Source organism: Streptococcus mitis (assembly GCF_026782895.1).
Classification (GTDB): Bacteria; Bacillota; Bacilli; order Lactobacillales; family Streptococcaceae; genus Streptococcus; species Streptococcus mitis_CB.
The window spans coordinates 37,569-55,086 of the sequence record NZ_JAKUXJ010000004.1 but is presented as its reverse complement, the minus strand read 5'-3'; the positions used below and the strand labels follow the sequence as shown (position 1 = coordinate 55,086).

The 17,518-nt window shown below is 33.6% G+C and carries 19 protein-coding genes and 2 pseudogenes; 1 reads left to right on the top strand and 20 read right to left on the bottom strand.

Annotated elements, in window-relative coordinates:
- Positions 1-9: 9 nt before the first annotated feature.
- The 9 genes from MK480_RS04375 to MK480_RS04335 all read right to left on the bottom strand — a co-directional run bounded on the left by MK480_RS04375 (position 10) and on the right by MK480_RS04335 (position 4,436).
- On the bottom strand, positions 10-306 hold the full coding sequence (locus MK480_RS04375) for a DUF4176 domain-containing protein (RefSeq protein WP_261011161.1): 297 nt from the start codon (positions 304-306) through the stop codon (positions 10-12).
- Positions 303-905 (bottom strand): hypothetical protein, encoded by a 603-nt coding sequence (locus MK480_RS04370; RefSeq protein ID WP_261011160.1) that lies wholly within the window; start codon positions 903-905, stop codon positions 303-305. Before MK480_RS04370 ends, MK480_RS04375 begins: the two co-directional genes overlap by 4 nt.
- Before the next feature lie 3 nt (positions 906-908).
- Complete coding sequence (locus MK480_RS04365) at positions 909-1,382, bottom strand: hypothetical protein (RefSeq protein ID WP_261096498.1); 474 nt, start codon at positions 1,380-1,382, stop codon at positions 909-911.
- Between the two features lie 65 nt (positions 1,383-1,447).
- Positions 1,448-1,780, bottom strand: coding sequence for a hypothetical protein (locus MK480_RS04360; RefSeq protein ID WP_261096497.1), 333 nt, complete (start codon positions 1,778-1,780; stop codon positions 1,448-1,450).
- A gap of 44 nt (positions 1,781-1,824) precedes the next feature.
- A complete protein-coding gene (locus MK480_RS04355; protein ID WP_261011157.1) occupies positions 1,825-2,388 on the bottom strand; it encodes a hypothetical protein in 564 nt (187 codons plus the stop codon).
- Positions 2,389-2,406: 18 nt separating this feature from the next.
- The gene (locus tag MK480_RS04350) at positions 2,407-2,709 is read right to left on the bottom strand and encodes a hypothetical protein (RefSeq protein ID WP_261096495.1); all 303 of its coding nucleotides are present in this window, start codon (positions 2,707-2,709) and stop codon (positions 2,407-2,409) included.
- A gap of 330 nt (positions 2,710-3,039) precedes the next feature.
- Positions 3,040-3,567, bottom strand: a complete 528-nt coding sequence (locus MK480_RS04345; protein ID WP_261011155.1) for a hypothetical protein — start codon at positions 3,565-3,567, stop codon at positions 3,040-3,042.
- A 24-nt stretch (positions 3,568-3,591) separates the two neighbouring features.
- Positions 3,592-3,753 carry a hypothetical protein gene (locus tag MK480_RS04340; protein ID WP_261011154.1) on the bottom strand — a complete coding sequence of 54 codons (162 nt, stop codon included), beginning with the start codon at positions 3,751-3,753 and terminating at the stop codon, positions 3,592-3,594.
- 29 nt (positions 3,754-3,782) lie between these two features.
- Complete coding sequence (locus MK480_RS04335; protein WP_261011153.1) at positions 3,783-4,436, bottom strand: hypothetical protein; 654 nt, start codon at positions 4,434-4,436, stop codon at positions 3,783-3,785.
- A gap of 567 nt (positions 4,437-5,003) precedes the next feature.
- Here MK480_RS04335 and MK480_RS04330 point away from each other — a divergent pair.
- Positions 5,004-5,695: pseudogene (locus MK480_RS04330) on the top strand (IS3 family transposase); the annotation flags it as partial.
- Here the strand turns inward: MK480_RS04330 and MK480_RS04325 are convergent.
- The 11 genes and pseudogenes from MK480_RS04325 to MK480_RS04280 all read right to left on the bottom strand — a co-directional run bounded on the left by MK480_RS04325 (position 5,649) and on the right by MK480_RS04280 (position 17,421).
- A complete protein-coding gene (locus MK480_RS04325) occupies positions 5,649-6,527 on the bottom strand; it encodes a hypothetical protein (protein ID WP_412076706.1) in 879 nt (292 codons plus the stop codon). The pseudogene MK480_RS04330 and the gene MK480_RS04325 overlap by 47 nt on opposite strands.
- Before the next feature lie 69 nt (positions 6,528-6,596).
- Positions 6,597-7,259, bottom strand: coding sequence for a DUF443 domain-containing protein (locus MK480_RS04320; protein ID WP_268707240.1), 663 nt, complete (start codon positions 7,257-7,259; stop codon positions 6,597-6,599).
- Positions 7,260-7,360: 101 nt separating this feature from the next.
- Positions 7,361-8,026: a hypothetical protein gene (locus MK480_RS04315; protein ID WP_268707239.1), complete on the bottom strand. Its 666-nt coding sequence runs from the start codon at positions 8,024-8,026 to the stop codon at positions 7,361-7,363.
- 386 nt (positions 8,027-8,412) lie between these two features.
- Entirely contained in the window at positions 8,413-9,198 is a 786-nt protein-coding gene (locus tag MK480_RS04310; protein WP_268707238.1) for an ABC transporter permease, read from the bottom strand.
- Between the two features lies 1 nt (position 9,199).
- A complete protein-coding gene (locus MK480_RS04305) occupies positions 9,200-10,018 on the bottom strand; it encodes an ABC transporter permease (RefSeq protein ID WP_268707237.1) in 819 nt (272 codons plus the stop codon).
- A gap of 1 nt (position 10,019) precedes the next feature.
- A complete protein-coding gene (locus MK480_RS04300) occupies positions 10,020-11,012 on the bottom strand; it encodes an ABC transporter ATP-binding protein (protein ID WP_268707236.1) in 993 nt (330 codons plus the stop codon).
- A 317-nt stretch (positions 11,013-11,329) separates the two neighbouring features.
- Positions 11,330-11,491: pseudogene (locus MK480_RS10070) on the bottom strand (phosphoglycerate mutase); the annotation flags it as partial.
- A 244-nt stretch (positions 11,492-11,735) separates the two neighbouring features.
- Positions 11,736-14,162, bottom strand: coding sequence for an ATP-binding protein (locus MK480_RS04295; RefSeq protein ID WP_268707235.1), 2,427 nt, complete (start codon positions 14,160-14,162; stop codon positions 11,736-11,738).
- A 60-nt stretch (positions 14,163-14,222) separates the two neighbouring features.
- Positions 14,223-15,383, bottom strand: a complete 1,161-nt coding sequence (locus tag MK480_RS04290; RefSeq protein WP_268707234.1) for an XRE family transcriptional regulator — start codon at positions 15,381-15,383, stop codon at positions 14,223-14,225.
- Positions 15,384-15,409: 26 nt separating this feature from the next.
- Positions 15,410-16,123: a DUF5986 family protein gene (locus MK480_RS04285; protein ID WP_268707233.1), complete on the bottom strand. Its 714-nt coding sequence runs from the start codon at positions 16,121-16,123 to the stop codon at positions 15,410-15,412.
- Positions 16,124-16,539: 416 nt separating this feature from the next.
- Entirely contained in the window at positions 16,540-17,421 is an 882-nt protein-coding gene (locus MK480_RS04280; RefSeq protein ID WP_001019001.1) for a class II fructose-bisphosphate aldolase, read from the bottom strand.
- Positions 17,422-17,518 lie beyond the last annotated feature (97 nt).

Below are 17,518 nucleotides of genomic sequence, written 5' to 3'. Positions count from 1 at the left end.
ACATCCTTTTTAATTAAATACACTACCTAATCCCGAGAAAAATCCAGTAACTGCATCTCCCGCACTGTCCCATATTTTATCAGCTGTATCACCAACAGATTTCATCGTTTCACCTACTACTTTCTTTGTACCATCCCAAACATCACCAGCAAATTCCACGACTTCATCCCCATATTTATCATATAGATAATCAAAATAGCCAATTTCCCCATTGTTATTATAAAGAGGGAAACGATTTATTATCATTAACTTTACTTCTCCATTTTTCAATTGTACGATACTTCCAATAGGTAATATTCTATTCACTTAAAATTATTCCTTTCGCTATATTTCATAGTCTCTTCTATTCTTTTTATTGCCTTAAAACGTCTGAGAATATGTAGATTCTTTACGATTCCAGTTGATAACAATAATCCAAAAATAAAAACAATTAATCCTATTAAAATTGACAAACTTAAGAAGAGTATAAGTCCTAGTGTCGCCCCTACAAATGATAGTATAGAAATATTCCTTAAAACATGCACCAATTGTATTGCATGAACCACAATATCCTCTAATTCCACTTCATCTAAAGAAATAGGTGTAAATAAACAATCAGATATTTCTTGCTTTTTTATATAGTTATTTAAAATACTATTAAGGACAAAAAAGGAAATCATAGCACCTACAAAAAGAATCGAATTTAGATAAAAATTTGAATTTAAAATATACCATCTGTTAATAACAACTGAAAAGATAGCAATAATGAGTGAAAATGCCGATGAATTAACTAATAATTTCTGACTTTGACGTCTATATTTCAATGTATTTCTTTCTAGAATGTACCATTGATTTTCTGAGATGTCATAAAAGTAACCAACCTTACCATCATGATACAATTCAATTTTAAATTGATTACTCTTCATACTCTAACCCAAAACACTTCCTAAACCACTTAAAGCACCTGATATAGCATCACCCACGCCATTAACAATATCCTTTGCGGAATTAAATGTATCTATTCCCCATTTTGCTATCTTATCTTTGTTATCGTAAATTGCATCAAAAATCATTGAACCACCAACTAAAATTACTGAAGTCACAACAAAATCGGTAACCACACCAGCAATCGGAGCTAATGGAGCTAAGACAACTGTTGACCCCAATGCTGTTATAACTGCTGTTCCCGATACTTTACCTACAGCAGCGCCAATTAATCCCATCGTAACATGTGCACCAGTTTTTATACTTGCATCAACAGGATCTGTTCCACTGTTAACCTGCATCGTATAATCCACAGCAGCTCCTAGTAAAGGAATTCCATATTTAGCAACACCACTTACAAGTCGACTATAAGCAGGATTGACATTAATAGGAATAGTCGCAGTTTCTCCGCCTACCAAAGCTCCTACTAATGAATTCTGCATATTTTGAGATATATGTACTAAAGTTTCCCAAGCATATTTTATTATTTTTTCAACAGCCTTATCTGTAACTTTACTTTTACAAATTCGCTAAGGAAAGCTACCCCACCACTCAATATACCACTCTTAATAGACTGGTATATATCAAATGGAATTCCCTCCTCTTCAGATTCTTCTTTAACTTCTGCTTTTAGCTTTTTATCTTCGATAGCCTGTTTATGTTTATCGAGAACTACTTGAACTGTTTCCGGCAATTCTCTATTTGTATATCTCCTCTTATATTCCTCTATCTTCTTCACATCATCCTCAGATGGTTCTTTTCCATCTTTTATTTTCTCAAGAGTCTTCATCAATCTTACATAATCAAAAATAGCCAATTGTACCATTATGAAGGCGAACAACAGTACCAATAGGTAATAAATTAGTCATTCATTATTTTTCCTTCCTTTAAAAAATTTTTATTTATATATTCTTCAAAATGGAACCTTTTTGTAAAAAATCCGTTCGTATAAAATAGATAAGAAAAACAAACTACATAGTCCATCACTAGTAACAAGAATACACTAGGTCTTGAAAGATATAGAAACATTGAAAAAGAAAACATAACAATAAATAATAAGGTAAGTAACACTATGGTTTTGTTATGTTTTTTTACTTGTTTCTTAAATCCGTTAAATTCAGCTCTTGTAAATTCAACCATTTCAAACTCTGTATTCTTATATAACCGTTTATTAAAAATAATTGCAGCAATTATTGAAAAAACAAAGGATACAATCAACAGATAGATACTTAATAGCAAGTTAGATTCAACGCTTTTAAAGAGTCCAATTCCTAGAATATGGTAACCAATGATAGAAGACAAAAATATTTTGGATTCAGATACCTTATGAGCAATAGACTTTTTTAAATCACCGGTGATTAAATCTATATAATAACTATCCTCTTTATAATTGCCTAAACTAAGCAAAGATTTATAATTATGCATGATTTTTTCTCCTTATTATTAAAATACACTACCTAACCCCGAGAAAAATCCATTAACTGCATCTCCAGCACTATCCCATATTTTCTCAGCTGTATCACCAACAGATTTCATCGTTTCACCTACTACTTTCTTTGTACCATCCCAAACATCACCAGCAAATTGCACGACTTTATCCCCATATTTATCATATAGATAATCAAAAATCATTGATCCCACCACTGTTGCGCCAAAATCAATCGCTGTTCCCAATCCATATGGTAATGCTTTCGAAAATTTAGCACTCCCTAAGAATCCATCTAATTTATTCACTAACAGTATCACACAATCTCCAATTTTCTCAATGCTTTCTCCCACCATTTTATTAACTGTAGAACCAGGTGCAGTTTATTGAAGTGCACTCAATCCACATTTCGTTAGTGTATTCCCAATCTGTGATTTTAAGCCATTGATTAAATATGGAACTTGATATGGAAGCATGTAAGAGGTATAATAACCCGTTCCTAAATCAAAAGCTATATCACTTAATTTTGAAGTGATACTTTCCTTTAAAAAATCTACAGACTCATTTTTTAGAACATCCGGAGAAATGTTTATACTATTTTGTTGTTTGCTTGCAATAAAGTATTTATTCCCTTCCTACTATGAATCTCCCTAACCATTTAACAATATTTTTTGTCTTTTCAATATTTTTTTAATTTTACTTGTCTTAAATTCCTGATGAAAATGTATAACACAAGCAAAAGCAAGTAGATATATCAACAGACATAAAAAATCAGTTTCTCTAATATAAGTAACAAAAAAATAAATCCCTAAAATAATAAAGAGAATCTTAATAATAAAAATTGAAATCACCTTTACTAATAGTGTTTTGAGATCTTTTTCCTTCAAAACAACTGTTTTCCAATCAGTTCTCGGATATTTTTTTCTCGCCTTCGCTATCATCAATATTCCGCAAACTATCAGAGTTCCAATCATTGCAATACCGAGATTAATCGTATACGATAATGTACCAATGGCTGAATTTAAAGTACTTGCAATTCCTTTTAAAAGAAAGACTGCAAGTGGAGCAGCAACCATAATCCAATTAGAACTATTTTTTTGATTTTGATATTGAAATACTTCGTTTTCTTCATCAAAATGAATCCATTTCGAATCCAAATAACCAATATATATTTTCATAATTAAAATTTCTCCGTTAATTTATTAATTAAAAACACTACCTAACCCCGAGAAAAATCCATTAACTGCATCTCCAAGTTCTTCACTACCTAACAATTGCCCTGCAAAGTCAAGTGCTGCTCCCAATCCATATGGTAATGCCTTCGCAAATTTAGCGCTCCCTAAGAATCCATCTAATTTATTCACTAACGGTATTACACATTCTCCAATTTATCTTAATTAGACTTCTTCACATGTTCCTTATACATTTTTGACTTTTTCCCGTACCATTCTTCAATGGTATAGCCATATTCCTCACGGTACTTCTCTTGGTTTTTATTGACTGCATTCAAGTTCTCTAGTGTTACTACATTGGACTTAAAAAATGATACCAAAAATAGTCCTAATAAAATAGGTGAAATTGGCAATAAAGCAAGTAAGAGATGCGCTAGGAAATGATTAAGGCCATTAGTAAAGAGATTGATTCCAGACATTAATAGCCATAAAAACAAAATAACATTCAAAAATTTTTTAATATTTAGAGAAGTAAAAAAATCTTTTTTAGCGCGTTGCTTAGTAACAAGGATATAGATAAGGTAAATCAGTGATAAGACAAAACCTATCCAGTAGACGATACGAACTGCTACTAGAGGGATTAGATACAAGGCGGCTATAAACAAACTATAATATAAAATTACGAGCAAAAATAATTGAAAAATCTGAGTCATTAAATAGGCTTTAATGCGATTTCTTTTCGTAATGATATAACAACAAATAAAATAACACCAACAAAACAAGAATAGAAAACCAAAGAAACTATCTGGGGGAATGAGACCTTTTTCAACTGATGTCAATTGCGTAACTAGTTCATGTCCAGCTTCACTAGCCATTCGAAATAGGTTTATCGGTAAAGATGTCCCAAGCATAATCATCAATGAAAAAAAGGCGCTACAAAAATTATCTTTACTAAGTTTAATCTTCGAGTTGGATCGAGTGCATCATTAATATCTTTTTGTATCTTATCCATTTATTCTCTCCTATTATCCAAACAAGGATGAGGCAGCCTTCAGACCACCATTGAAAAAATCAGAAACATTCTTGCCCACACTTTTGACAGTCTCCAAGCCCTGGTGGATTCCTTTCCCGATAGATTCCACTCCTGATTCTACCACGTCTACAGCACCATAAGCAAAATTTTTAACTCCGTCATAAACAGACTTTTTAAATTCTGGTGCAACTACAGAACCGATAAGATTAAGCGTTCCCCAAGCGAGCCCAACGATAGCCCCAATAGCTGTCTTCGAATTTTTGCCAAACAGAAAGAATGTCCTTCTCCATTATACCATATGAGAGATACCGTAAGAAGAGAAGTTGAGAATAGCAAAAGAAAACCATCTGTAATGAACTGCACCCCAAAAATTAGACAGAAAAAATCTAACTTTTGGGGTGTTTTTATTATGAAATTAACTTATGATGATAAAGTTCAAATCTATGAACTTAGAAAGCAAGGCCAAAAATTCAAACAGCTTTCAAATAGATTTGGTGTGAATGCTTCTGGTCTAAAGTATATGTTAAAATTAATTGACCGTTATGAAATAGAAATCATAAAAAAGTGGAAGAATCGTCACTATTTCCCAAAATTAAAACAATAAATAGTTAAGAAAGTTATGCTTGAAGGTTGTTCACAAAAAAGTGTAGCTTTAGATTATGCTTTACCCGATCGTTCACTGTTGACAAATTGGCTAGCACAATACAAGAAAAACGGGTATACTATTGTTGAAAAAACAAGAGGGAGACCAGCTAAAATGGGAAGGAAACGGAAGAAACCTTGGGAAAAAATGACAGAACTAGAGCGACTTCAAGAGGAGAATGAACGCTTACGTACCAAGGTGGCCTACCTAAAAAAGTTAAAAGAATTGAAGGAAAGAGACGAAGCACTAGGGCGAGGAAGGCAGAAACAGATAGAGAAATGGTTTCAGGAGGATTTCGATTAGATTTACTTCTTGAAACAGCACGTTTAGCTCTCTCAACTTACTATTATCAGTTGAAGCAACTGGAAGTGTTTGATAAAGATCAAGCAAGCACAATAGCTTGCTTGATAGTTAAGGAATTAAAAATTGATTTTCATAGTCTTTTGGGAGCTTATAAGATATTTCTCCATTACTATTACCAAATCGACTTTGATTAAAAATTGGAAATAGCTTGGAGTCGTACTTCGTTTTTATAGCAAAACGTTCATTTTCAAAACTAATAGTTGCAGCTACTAAGGGATCCTTAAAAACTGATTGTTCCCCTTGGGAATGCAAGCGAACGTTTATAGTAGCTACTTCTTCAGGATATTTCTCAAATCTAACATCAAAACGAATGTCGCTACCTGTCGAAGGAATGTACATTTGATATTCACTTACACTTATACTTTGAATCTTTCCTAATTTCTGTTCCAATTCTGGGTCGTTTCTATACAGATCTGTTTGGATAGCTAGTTTGAAATTTTCCTCATGTTCATTTAGCCATTTGTTAAGAAAACGAATCATAATTTCTTTTTGAATTTGCCAAGATGCATCCTTGGCCTTGCGAACAGCAACATCCGAAAGTTTATTCATAGTTTCAGGTGATTTATAAGGATTGGGTTTTATAAAGGTAAAAGGAGGTATGCCAGCATCAGGAAAGTATATTTCTACTTTCATTGACTGCTTGCGATTATTATTAACATAGGCTCTAAAGTAAATATGATAATTTCCGCCTACATCTCCGCCATTATCAAAAGACCCCATCGCTGAACCAGGTAAAAGCGTCACAGACTTTATATACTGTCCTTGACTATCTATGTCTGCAAGAATTTCTCTCTTGATAGTATCTTCATGAACATGTATAAACTTAGCAGTGTTGCCAAACGAATGCCCCATAAGCAAATAAGAAAGAATGATAATAAGAAAAGGCACAGAAACTGCAAGGAATATCCATTTGTTCGTTTTTAATATTTTTAACATAACGTCTCCTGTTACTCATTAAAAATCCGTTATAGAATAGTATTTATGTATCTTTTTAACTTATAACCTCTCTACTCTATCAAAAATAATCTCTTGCTTTTCGTAACTTTCTCGGAGTGGTAACATACCTAAGATAACCGTAAAGAAACCCAAAAATAAAATACTGTTAACGATAAGGATAGATGCCTCTGTCCCATTATCAGTAAATATATAAAACCCCAAACATCCTATAACCATAACGAAAAGAATAGGCAGAAGTTTATACAGTTTCAACTGACGTTGTTGTCTTGCTAATTTGAAAACTATTTGATGCTTCGTTTCTTTACTTGAAAGCTTTTGTTGAAGATTATGACGGGCCACGAAAGCAATGAACCTGAAAGTAAGATAAGCTATGACAATAAAGAGGACAAATAATCCTAATTTAAAAGAAATATTATGGCTAATGTCATAACTCTTAACAGCATTCGTAACAATCCCATAACAAGCTCCACCTATTGCTACACCTATTCCAATACCAAGAGATTTGTTCATAGTTGGATCTAAGCTCTCAAATCTCGTATCTCTTTTATCTAACTTTAAGCATTTAGCTGTGATTTCACTAGGAAGAGAACCCCAGAAATAAGTTTTAGGACTAATGCTAGTCATATCCAAAAGATATTTTTCACCTTTAAATTCTACAATTTTATGAAATGTTTTATTTGTTTCTTTAAATTTTAATTCCACATTTACCACCCAAACACTTTCTGAATTGATTTAATACCTGAATCAATGCCGCTTCCGATATCGTTTATGCTCTTTTCGATTTCATTCATAAACTACCATCCCTATTGTTTAAATATTGTTAAATCCAACTGAACTGTCTTATCTTTCGAATTCAACTGGATTGTAATCCCATAAATTGAGCCACTAGAGTAATCTAATATTATTCGACAGGTCGTATCTTCTGGCATATCGTACTTATTTTTAAGATATTTATAGAGGTCAGAATGATTTTCAGGCTGGTAGATAATATCGCTCAATTCAGTTTCAGCACTCTTAAAGGTTTCTTTTATATTCAAGGAAGCGAAATAATCTCTTTGTACTACCAAATTAAGAATTTCTTCGTCAAACAAAGGTTCTAACTTCGATTCGTACTGTAATCTCTCATTAGAGTAAGTAACAGGAACTGTTTCTTTATTATCCCCAATTTTTATTGTATAGTCACCCTTAATTTCAGATTGGCTAGTATCTAAGAATACTTTATAATCCTTTACTACGTTTCCACTCTCTATATAAATACTATTTTTGTAAAGCTTTAATCCATTAAACTCCTTCTTGTCTTGTTCTAAAAATTTAAACATGGGTTCAAAGTTTTTTTCAAATTCGTACTGTTCTTTTGTCCTGTTTTTTGGAATGGTTTCACCACCCAAACTACATCCATTTAGAGCAAAAAGTGTTAAGAGCATTAACGTTACACTAACAACCAAAAATAAGCATTTATTTTTTTTCATCTCTTTCCTCCTGTATAGCGGAATCTAAGCTTATTATATCATGAATGTAAAAAAATTCTTGTCATGAACCGCCCCTCAAAACTTAACCAAAAAATCTAACGCTTTTAATGTCCGTACTTGAGCAGTATTTTGTTTGAAAAAAATTTTCTATAAAATTTTTTTACACTATCTTTTCAATAATTCCTACAACAGGAATCAAAGAAATACCTACAAAATCTGATTCTAAGGGGCTATCCCATCTTTTTCATTCATTTAGACTAACTGCGATTGAATTACATCTTATTGCTTCTTTTTTCATCTAGTTTAACACTCTAGAGCTAGCTTCAAGGCATGTTCCTAACATCTAAAAAAGCCTGTCCTGAGACAAGGCTTTGGTATTCTATTATTTACGAACCTGCACTTTCGTAGGCATCCAAGCCCCTATCCCAGAGTTTAAGAGAAATAGCAAAAAAGACAAGGGAAATCAACATCAAACCTCCGATGTTAAAGATTACATCCTTATCTTGCAAGAAATAGCTAGCAGGATAGTAGGCCGTAAAGGCAAATGGCACGATAAAGCTAATCAACCATCGTAGAAGAGAATTGTAAATAGAAATCGGGTACTTGGCAAAGTCATTAAACATATAAAAAATGTAAATCATGGCGCCTGACTGCTTGGTCCAAAAAGCGATGCTGGCTGTCGCAATTTTCAAGGAAGTATAAATCAAGGTCGCAAAAGGAATGCAGACTAGAAAAATCAGAAATTTGGGAAGAGTCCAAGCAATACTAGATACTGTTGTCGCTAGCAGAAGGCCTCCGACCAAAAGTTCACCCAAAGCATCAATCTGAAAGGTCTCAACTAGGATGTGAAAGAGAGGATTGATAGGACGTGTCAGATACTTGTCAAACTCGCCTTTTCGCACCAAGCGTTGCCCTAGCGCCCAGAGATTATCAAAAAAGAGATGGTCCAAGCCCTTGGGAATCAAAGAAAAACCATAGATAAAGGCAATTTCTTGAAAAGTCCAGCCTTCTAGGGATGGGATGTGTTTAAAGATGACATTGAGAAACAAGAGATTCAAGCCTTGAGTCAGAAATACTCCCAGTACTCCAACCACAAAATCCACCTTGTATTCCATGATTTGTTTGATGTATTGTCTGATAAAAATCAGATGCATGCGTTGATATTTTTTCATACTAACCTCCTTGAATGGTGATAAATGACTGGACTCGTTTCCAAATCAACTGAGACAAGCCCACCATCACTAAGAGCCAGAAAAACTGCAAAGCGAGCGCCTGAAGAATCTGATTGGCATCGTATTTCCCAACGATAATCATGACCGGAGTATAAATCAAGGATGAAAAAGGCAGGAAGGACAGAATATCTGAAACAACCTTTGGAAAGAAAGCCAAGGGAATCAAACTTCCAGACATAAAAGCCACTATGGAAGTCTTGAGTAGATTGGAACCCCAAAGATTTTTAAACACAAAGGCTGAAAACCCAAAACAGATATTAAAGAAAAAGTTAATCAGATAGGCCAGCGTTAAACTAAAAAGATAAAGGACAGTTAATCCCAGCACTTCTACAATCCCTTGCCCAGATAAGATTTTCATCAAAAAAATGACACTTAAAAATGGCAGTCCAACGCTGATAAAAATCAACCACTTGGAACCAAGCTCAGTAAAGAGATAAGAGGCCGCAAAATGCACTGGTCGCAACAAACGCATGATAATGGAACCATCCTTGACCTCCTCCCCAATCATAAAGGAGCTATCAGACCTGGTCAACAGATTGGTCACAAAACTCATAATGATGTAGAGGGTGATATCTGCCATACTGAAGCCCTGAATCAAGGACTCCTGCGATGAATCAAAGACAGCCTTCCAAAGATAAAAAGCCACAAAAGCACCCATGACATCGCCGATCCGATAAAGAATAAAGTTGACTCGGTAAGTAATCAACTCCTGAACCCCTGCATTGATAAAGGGTTTATAACGTCTCCACAATTTGACCATCTTAGAGCTCCTTTCGGTAGAAGCGTCGGATAATATCCTCAATATCCGTATCCACCATCTTCAAATCGCGGATTTCAAAATCAGACAAGGTTTGCTTGATAATATCAGCTGACTGGTAGCGAGAACTATCGAATTCAATGTTGAGGCTATTCCCTTGTCTATCAATAGTCATATCCGAAAAGCCTTCATAGTGAGAAAGGAGATGACTTTGACCTGGTAGCAATTCAAAAGAAAGAGTCTTCATCTTGCCAAATGTGTCCTTAAGCTGGCTAACCGTTCCATCAAAAATCTCTTGCCCCTTGTCAATCATAAAAATCCGATCACAGAGCTGCTCAATGTCGCTCAGGTCGTGAGTGGTCAAGAGAATGGTTGTCTCTTCCTCTTGATTGATTTGGGTAATAGCCCGACGAATGTTATCCTTGACCGAAACGTCCAAACCAATGGTCGGCTCATCTAAAAAGAGAACCTTGGGATTGTGAAGCAAGGAAGCCGCAATATCCGCCCGCATCCTTTGACCCAGTGAAAGAGTCCGCACGGGATCCTTGATAAAGTCCTTCAAATCCAAGACTTCATTCAAAAAGTCCATACGCTTATGGAAGAGCGAGTCTGGTACATCATAAATCTCCTTTAAAACCGTGTAGGTCTCTTGCAGTGCCAAATCCCACCATAGCTGGGTTCGTTGTCCAAAAACTACGCCAATATCTTTGACATAATCTTGACGATTGTCCTGGGGAATCTTGCCATTAATCCGACAAAAACCAGATGTCGGTTTCAAAATTCCTGTCAGCATTTTAATGGTTGTCGACTTCCCTGCACCATTGGCCCCAATAAAGCCTAAAATTTGCCCCTTGGGAACCTCAAAGGTCAAATCTTTGACCGCTTCAAAGGTCTGTTTTTCAGGATGAATAAAGGAGCGTAATGCCCCCTTCAACCCCGGTTCCTTAACAGTCTTCACAAAATTTTTCTGAAGATGTTCCACTTCTATCATTGCCATATCTATCTCCCTATGTAAGGAATAGCAACATTGTGTTTTTGACTACAAGTATTCTAAATCCTTACTTTCTATACCTTCTACATTTTATTACTACAAAAGGCTTTATACCAACCTATTATAATCCAATAAAAACTAGAATGCAAGCGTTTGCCTAAAATTTATGAAATTGAAAATTTTTCTCTTAAAATAATACTTTTAATCAAAAATTCTGGTCTAATCGTTTCCTTAAAACACAAAAAAACCCACCCAATGGGCAGGTTACGAATTGTAAAAAGCAAACGATTTTGATCAATATGATTCACTATTTAATCAAAGAACTAATCTTTCATAATTCTTTTCACAATCCCATTTCTATCAATTAGAAAACAATCTGGAAAGGTCATTTGCTCCCATTTTTCATAATCAAAACTGGAATCAAAGTGATGTAGTAGCATTCCTATCAAATTCCCGTGTGATCTAAGTAAAATCGTTTTTTCTGATATCATAGACATTCATTAGATGTCTATTAACTACGAATTTTTGACTCATGGATGTTAGTAATTCATTTTCCTTTTTGTAAACAGATTTTGTGAAATACAAATGTGGAGACTAAAACACAAGAATGAATCTAAAAAGCCAATATTATATTATTTTAGTTTTTCAGAATGTTATTGTACGAAAAATAGGTTGTGTATATAAGATTCTAGTGACTTCTGAGATTAGTCTAGCATCTTACTTTCTAAACTATAACAATGGTTTGTTTAAAATACTTTCTAATGTATCACTTTCTTCTGTAATCCTTTCTTCAAGTTGCGCATCTCTCCATCTATCATAGGCTTCATCCGCATATAAAAAGCTATTGTATTTCTGTTGCAGATATTCTTCAAGATTTAATTGTAAACTGGAATAATCAAATTCCTCCACTTTGATATCATCCCATTGATAAATATCCGTTAACTTTTCAGTTAACTTTTCTTGAAATTCTGAAACCTGTCCTTCAACTTCCCAATCTAAATCAAAGCCATCTGGATCATTAGTAAAATCAACGTCTTCCTCGTCCAAAGTACTTCTACTGTCTAAATAATCTTGGAGCAACTCAATTTTTTTCTGTCTAAAAACGCTATAGCAGTACATCTCTTTTAAAGAACCTTCTTGATAATCATCATTTTCTATACTTACCTCATAAATTATCTTACTTATTGTATTTACAATAGCATCTAGTTCTTCCGAATCAAGATAAGGACTTTTTACTAGCTTATCTAAAACACTTTTATCGTCAAGAATACTCAGAAATACTCTTTTCATTGCTTTATTATCAGAAAAATAAATCTGACTAATAATATTACTCCACCCATTCTGATAAATATTTAAATTATTCCGCCCATCATATATTCTCAGCAACTCCTCAAAATCAGTCTTAAATTTTGAAAATTGATTTAAATATATAATGGATAGGATTTTTTCGCCAATAAAATCATCTTTATCTTTGAAGTTGTTCCAATCAGCTAATAGTTTACTAAAAAACATATTCTGTGTGTCAGTTAATTCACCTAAAATATAACTACCGCATCCTTTACATAATTGATGAAGATAAATAGAATTCTGAGTTAATTTTTGGGTTATATTGGGATACTCTTTTAATTTATCATTTAAAAAGTCAATAATACTAGGATTAAAAAAGTCCACCTTACTTATACTGTCAAAGCTTTCCTTTGTAAAAGCTAGCCATGAGCCGTCTAGTTTTTTTAACGATTTTTTAAAATCAAATATTGAATTAAGTTCCAAAGTATGAAGTGAATTTATTAACCACTCTTCTTCAACAGGATAAGCATCGAATTGTAATAAAGAAAATAGCAAATATTTCTCTTCAATCTTTAGATTATCGAATAAATTATTATAAAGCTGATTGGGATGGTCAAGATAATACATTACATAATCATAAAAACTTCCGCTAGCTTCCTTGAAATTATTTGCTATTAATTCTATTGACCTAGGAAAATAATTTCGGTGTCGTACAATTTTCTTCCAATCCTTGCCAATAAGATTGTTATATTTTTCTACAAGTTCTACTTTATCGGCACTTGTAAGATATTGTACTTTTCGTTCAAATACTTTCCTGAAAATGTAAGCTCTGTCAATATCAGAATACTTAGATAAATCAATGATAAATCTTCTTTGCTCTGTAAATTTTTCATCTATTAATTTTTGAAACTCAAAATTTATCAGTGTTGCATCTTGAAGAATTTGAGTACGAGAGTTTAAACAAATAAAAAGGTTATTGGTGTTAGTAGAGGCCGAATATAATTTTTTTATATCTTGTAATACCCTCTCTCCAACATCAAACTCATTACGCCCCAAGAAGTCATCAAAAACGACAAAAAGATTTCTATCCTCATTATCTAGATAATTTTCATTATATAATCTAAGAACTTCATTAATATCTTCTACTCTACGCATAATGATATCAAAGATATTCTTATTATTATTTAAAAATAGATTTCCAAGCATTGAACAAGTCGTTGTTTTACCAATTCCAGCTGGCCCTTGAATTAATAAAATATGCTCCCTTTGTAAAATATGATAAGCTTCTCCTAGAAAACGTGTTTCAACAAAATAATGAGCATCAAAATCTGAAAAATAGTCTTTTGATTCCGCTTCTATATTTTTCAACTTAATATTTCTCAATACATTTGTTATATCTTTCTCCAGCAATCCATACTTTATAAAAATCTCACTATATTCTTTATGTTGGGAAAGAGTTGTTAACGTAGAAGAGAATATAATATAATCATCAGTTGGAATAGCATTAGGAATTATTGTATCTGCGTAATCACGTATCTCCTTTAAGTTTGCAGGAGATAAGCCCATACTTGTAACAATAACATAATTGAAATCATTTTTCCAACCATATTTTTCTTTAGTCAGAGCAATCTTATCAATTTCCTCTTTCAAAATTTTTACAGCTGTAGCATGATTTTTTGTTACCTGCCAGCGTTTAGCTTGGATAACGAGAGACGGAGAAGCAATATCATCAATGCCGTCAATACCATCATCCCTTCCTTCCTTAAATCCATGTAAACTACTATTATCAAATTTTTTCTTTACAATTTCAATGGCAAAATTTTCAAAGTCTGATGTAGTCATTCCATCAGCACGAATACCAATATCCATAGTTCTCCTAATTCTACAATCCCTACAAATGTTTAATCACATATTATGCTTCGGACTATTCTATGTTCTTCTTATTCTTTCTTTAGTAAGACTAATAATATTTGGATACCTATCATTCAGTTCATCAAGATATCCTGCCTCTAAGCCGCATAAATCCTCAATTAAAAAATTAGGCAACAATTTATTGTATACTCTATAAATATCAGCAGATATGTCCATCACAATTCTATTTTCCACTAATAGCTCTACTGACTGTTTTAAAGATAGAGGATTGCTAATCAATTTTGTTGAATCTAAGGGCTCATTTTTTCTCCAACCTCTGTAACTAAGTTTCTTATACAAGTTTGTATACTCATTAGAATCTATGATATTCAATGACTTAGCACGCATTATCATCATACTAATTGAAACTTGCCAAATTCTTTTTAGATACCTGTAGTACTCTAGATCATTTTCATGCCCAATGATAGAAGCTTTAAACGAATCCTTTGGCAATAGAAATTCAGCCGCAAACTCATTCGCTTCGTCTTCCATTTGCTTATATTCAATTGCTCCCATGTCTTGAGGCGACTTACAATTTTCATGCATTAACCAATGTCCTAATTCATGAGCTAAACTAAACTGCTGACGATAAAATGAATACTCTGTCCCTTCTAACATAACAACATAATACTCATTATTATTTACTTTAACAGCTGAACCAAAAGCATCAACTTTATCACTCTGAGTGTCTATTCTAGAAATAACAAAACCTTTTTCTTCCATCAACAACGACAAGTTATCAATTGGTCTATCTCCAAGTTCCCATTTCTCTCTTATGTAGCTTGCGTATTCTTGTGGAGTATAGTCTAAACCAGAAAGACCCCAGTCAAGATTTGGAAAATCAATAAATTCTCCCAAGTAATCTCTTATTAAAGCAACATAATTTTTATTTATTTCTGCAGGCATTTTTTCTGTTTGAGTCGCTGTGTAACGACTTCTAAAAAATGTGCCTGTAGAACTTAAGCTAAAATTATCATTTCCAAAAAAGAAATCTCTCGGAAACTTTAATTTCTTTTCCAATATTTCTAACGATTCTTCACTTGGCGTTGCTCTTCCTTTTTCATATTTAGAAACCATTTGTTTTGAAACGTTTAAAAACTCTGCAATCTGAGTAATACTTTTTTTGTTAAAAAGTCTTGCCTCTTTTAAGCGAGCACCATTAAAACTAATCTGAAGCATTATTTACTCCTGTGTTATATAAAATATCATAGTTTAGTATTCTCTTCCTTCTTTTCAACAGGAAGACTTACATGCTTTTGTGACTCCAATTGTTTCTGTACGTCAGATTTCAATGCAACAAGAGGTTTCTCAGGATTATTTTCACGTCCATCTTCTTCAAGTTTTGTAAAATCAAATTCTGTGATATTTACAGCATCAATAAATTCACAAAAGGCATTTACCTGATTAACAATCACTTCTTTAGTTTTTTTATCAAAGGTAACAACCCTAATCTCATCAATCGAATTATAATGATCTCCCAATAATTTCTTCGCTTGTTCAATTTGTGAATCACTCAACCCATCATCATCCAGATCATTAAATAATTCAATGGATAGTTTACCGTCTTCTTTTCCATTTAAATGAGAATTTTTCGCACGTGCTATACAAGTAAGATAGTGATGCTTTTCGTATTTATCAGTTACATCTTCAAATCTTTTCTTCATCATAAAAACATATAGAACACCCTCAATAATTACTCCTTTTGCCGTCCACAGAGCCCCCATACACATAGTGGGTGATATTAAATCATTTACTTTGGCGGTATTTACAATATCACGATAAATAAAATCCCAAGTTAAAATTGGTTGACTATTCTTAGTTTCAAACTCATTATCATAAAATATTTTCTCAATATCTCTCTTGTGACTTGTTGAAAATACTTGAGAAAACTTAAAAATTTGGGTTGGTAAATTTTCCATAGAGTACCTCGTTGAATTTTATAGTCTTATTTTAAGATTTTCTTTCAAAAAAGTCAACTATTATTGGTTTTTATTATTATTTTTTATCTCTCTTATTTAGATACTTTTGCTACTTAGGTCACGAAACTAGAAAAATCATATTGTTATTTTGAATGAAAGTTCTATCATTAATTTAGCTACTCTGTATTCCTAAAAATTAGGTGTTCCAATTTACTTTGGGAAAGACAGTGATTTCCTTTGAAAACAGGTGTAAAGCTGTTATATTCGTTCGCTAAGGGTAATCTTAGAATCATTGTAAAAAATTACTTTCGTTTAGCAATTTAAGATTGGCTCTTCTACAGTATATTCGCTATATATCCAGACACCAAAAAACCCACCCTCATGGGCAGGTTTCTATTCTATATTATTCAGCTAGATTAAGCTTTACCTTCTGAACCGAATACGTCGATACGTTCTTCAACTGATGCTTGGATAGCTTTTACACCGTCAGCCAAGAATTTACGTGGGTCGAAGAGTTTTTTCTTGTCGTATTCTGCTTCGTTTGCTTCGTAGTCACGAGCAAATTTACGAGTTGCGTTAGCGAATGCGATTTGGCATTCAGTGTTAACGTTAACTTTCGCAACACCAAGTTTGATAGCTGCTTGGATTTGCTCATCAGGAATACCTGATCCACCGTGCAATACGATTGGGAATCCAGGAAGAGCTTCTGTCAATTTTTGCAAGTGGTCAAGGTCAAGACCTTCCCAGTTAGCTGGGTAAGGACCGTGGATGTTACCGATACCAGCTGCCAAGAAGTCGATACCAGTTTCAACCATTGCTTTAGCGTCTTCGATTGGAGCCAATTCACCTTTACCGATGATTCCGTCTTCTTCACCACCGATAGTACCAACTTCAGCTTCTACTGAGATACCTTTAGCGTGTGCTTTTTCAACAACTTCTTTAGCCAATTTAAGGTTTTCTTCAACTGGAAGGTGTGAACCGTCAAACATGATTGAAGTGTAACCAACTTCGATACACTCAAGTGCATCTTCGTAGTGACCGTGGTCAAGGTGGATAGCTACTGGTACAGTGATACCCATTGATTCAACAAGGTTAGCGATCAAGTTGCGAGCAACTTTGTAACCACCCATGTATTTAGCAGCACCCATTGAAGTTTGGATCAAAACTGGAGCTTTTTTAGCTTCTGCTGCGCGCAAGATAGCTTGAGTCCACTCAAGGTTGTTTGTGTTAAATCCACCAACTGCATAACCGTTGTCACGAGCTGCTTGGACAAATTTTTCTGCTGAAACGATTGCCATTTTATCAGGCCTCCTGTATATTTTTATGGGTCATCCCATTTACATTGTTCATTTTATCACTTTTTGACAAAAAAATCTAGTTTTTCCCGCAGTTTCG

What these genes read in the sequence shown, in the direction of transcription:
- MK480_RS04370 (WP_261011160.1), bottom strand. Translation starts at nt 905, where the DNA reads ATGAAGAGTAATCAATTTAAAATTGAATTGTATCATGATGGTAAGGTT.
- MK480_RS04355 (WP_261011157.1), bottom strand. Translation starts at nt 2,388, where the DNA reads ATGCATAATTATAAATCTTTGCTTAGTTTAGGCAATTATAAAGAGGAT.
- MK480_RS04345 (WP_261011155.1), bottom strand. Translation starts at nt 3,567, where the DNA reads ATGAAAATATATATTGGTTATTTGGATTCGAAATGGATTCATTTTGAT.
- MK480_RS04335 (WP_261011153.1), bottom strand. Translation starts at nt 4,436, where the DNA reads ATGGCTAGTGAAGCTGGACATGAACTAGTTACGCAATTGACATCAGTT.
- MK480_RS04315 (WP_268707239.1), bottom strand. Translation starts at nt 8,026, where the DNA reads ATGAAAAAAAATAAATGCTTATTTTTGGTTGTTAGTGTAACGTTAATG.
- MK480_RS04310 (WP_268707238.1), bottom strand. Translation starts at nt 9,198, where the DNA reads ATGAAAAAATATCAACGCATGCATCTGATTTTTATCAGACAATACATC.
- MK480_RS04305 (WP_268707237.1), bottom strand. Translation starts at nt 10,018, where the DNA reads ATGGTCAAATTGTGGAGACGTTATAAACCCTTTATCAATGCAGGGGTT.
- MK480_RS04300 (WP_268707236.1), bottom strand. Translation starts at nt 11,012, where the DNA reads ATGGCAATGATAGAAGTGGAACATCTTCAGAAAAATTTTGTGAAGACT.
- MK480_RS04295 (WP_268707235.1), bottom strand. Translation starts at nt 14,162, where the DNA reads ATGGATATTGGTATTCGTGCTGATGGAATGACTACATCAGACTTTGAA.
- MK480_RS04290 (WP_268707234.1), bottom strand. Translation starts at nt 15,383, where the DNA reads ATGCTTCAGATTAGTTTTAATGGTGCTCGCTTAAAAGAGGCAAGACTT.
- MK480_RS04285 (WP_268707233.1), bottom strand. Translation starts at nt 16,123, where the DNA reads ATGGAAAATTTACCAACCCAAATTTTTAAGTTTTCTCAAGTATTTTCA.
- MK480_RS04280 (WP_001019001.1), bottom strand. Translation starts at nt 17,421, where the DNA reads ATGGCAATCGTTTCAGCAGAAAAATTTGTCCAAGCAGCTCGTGACAAC.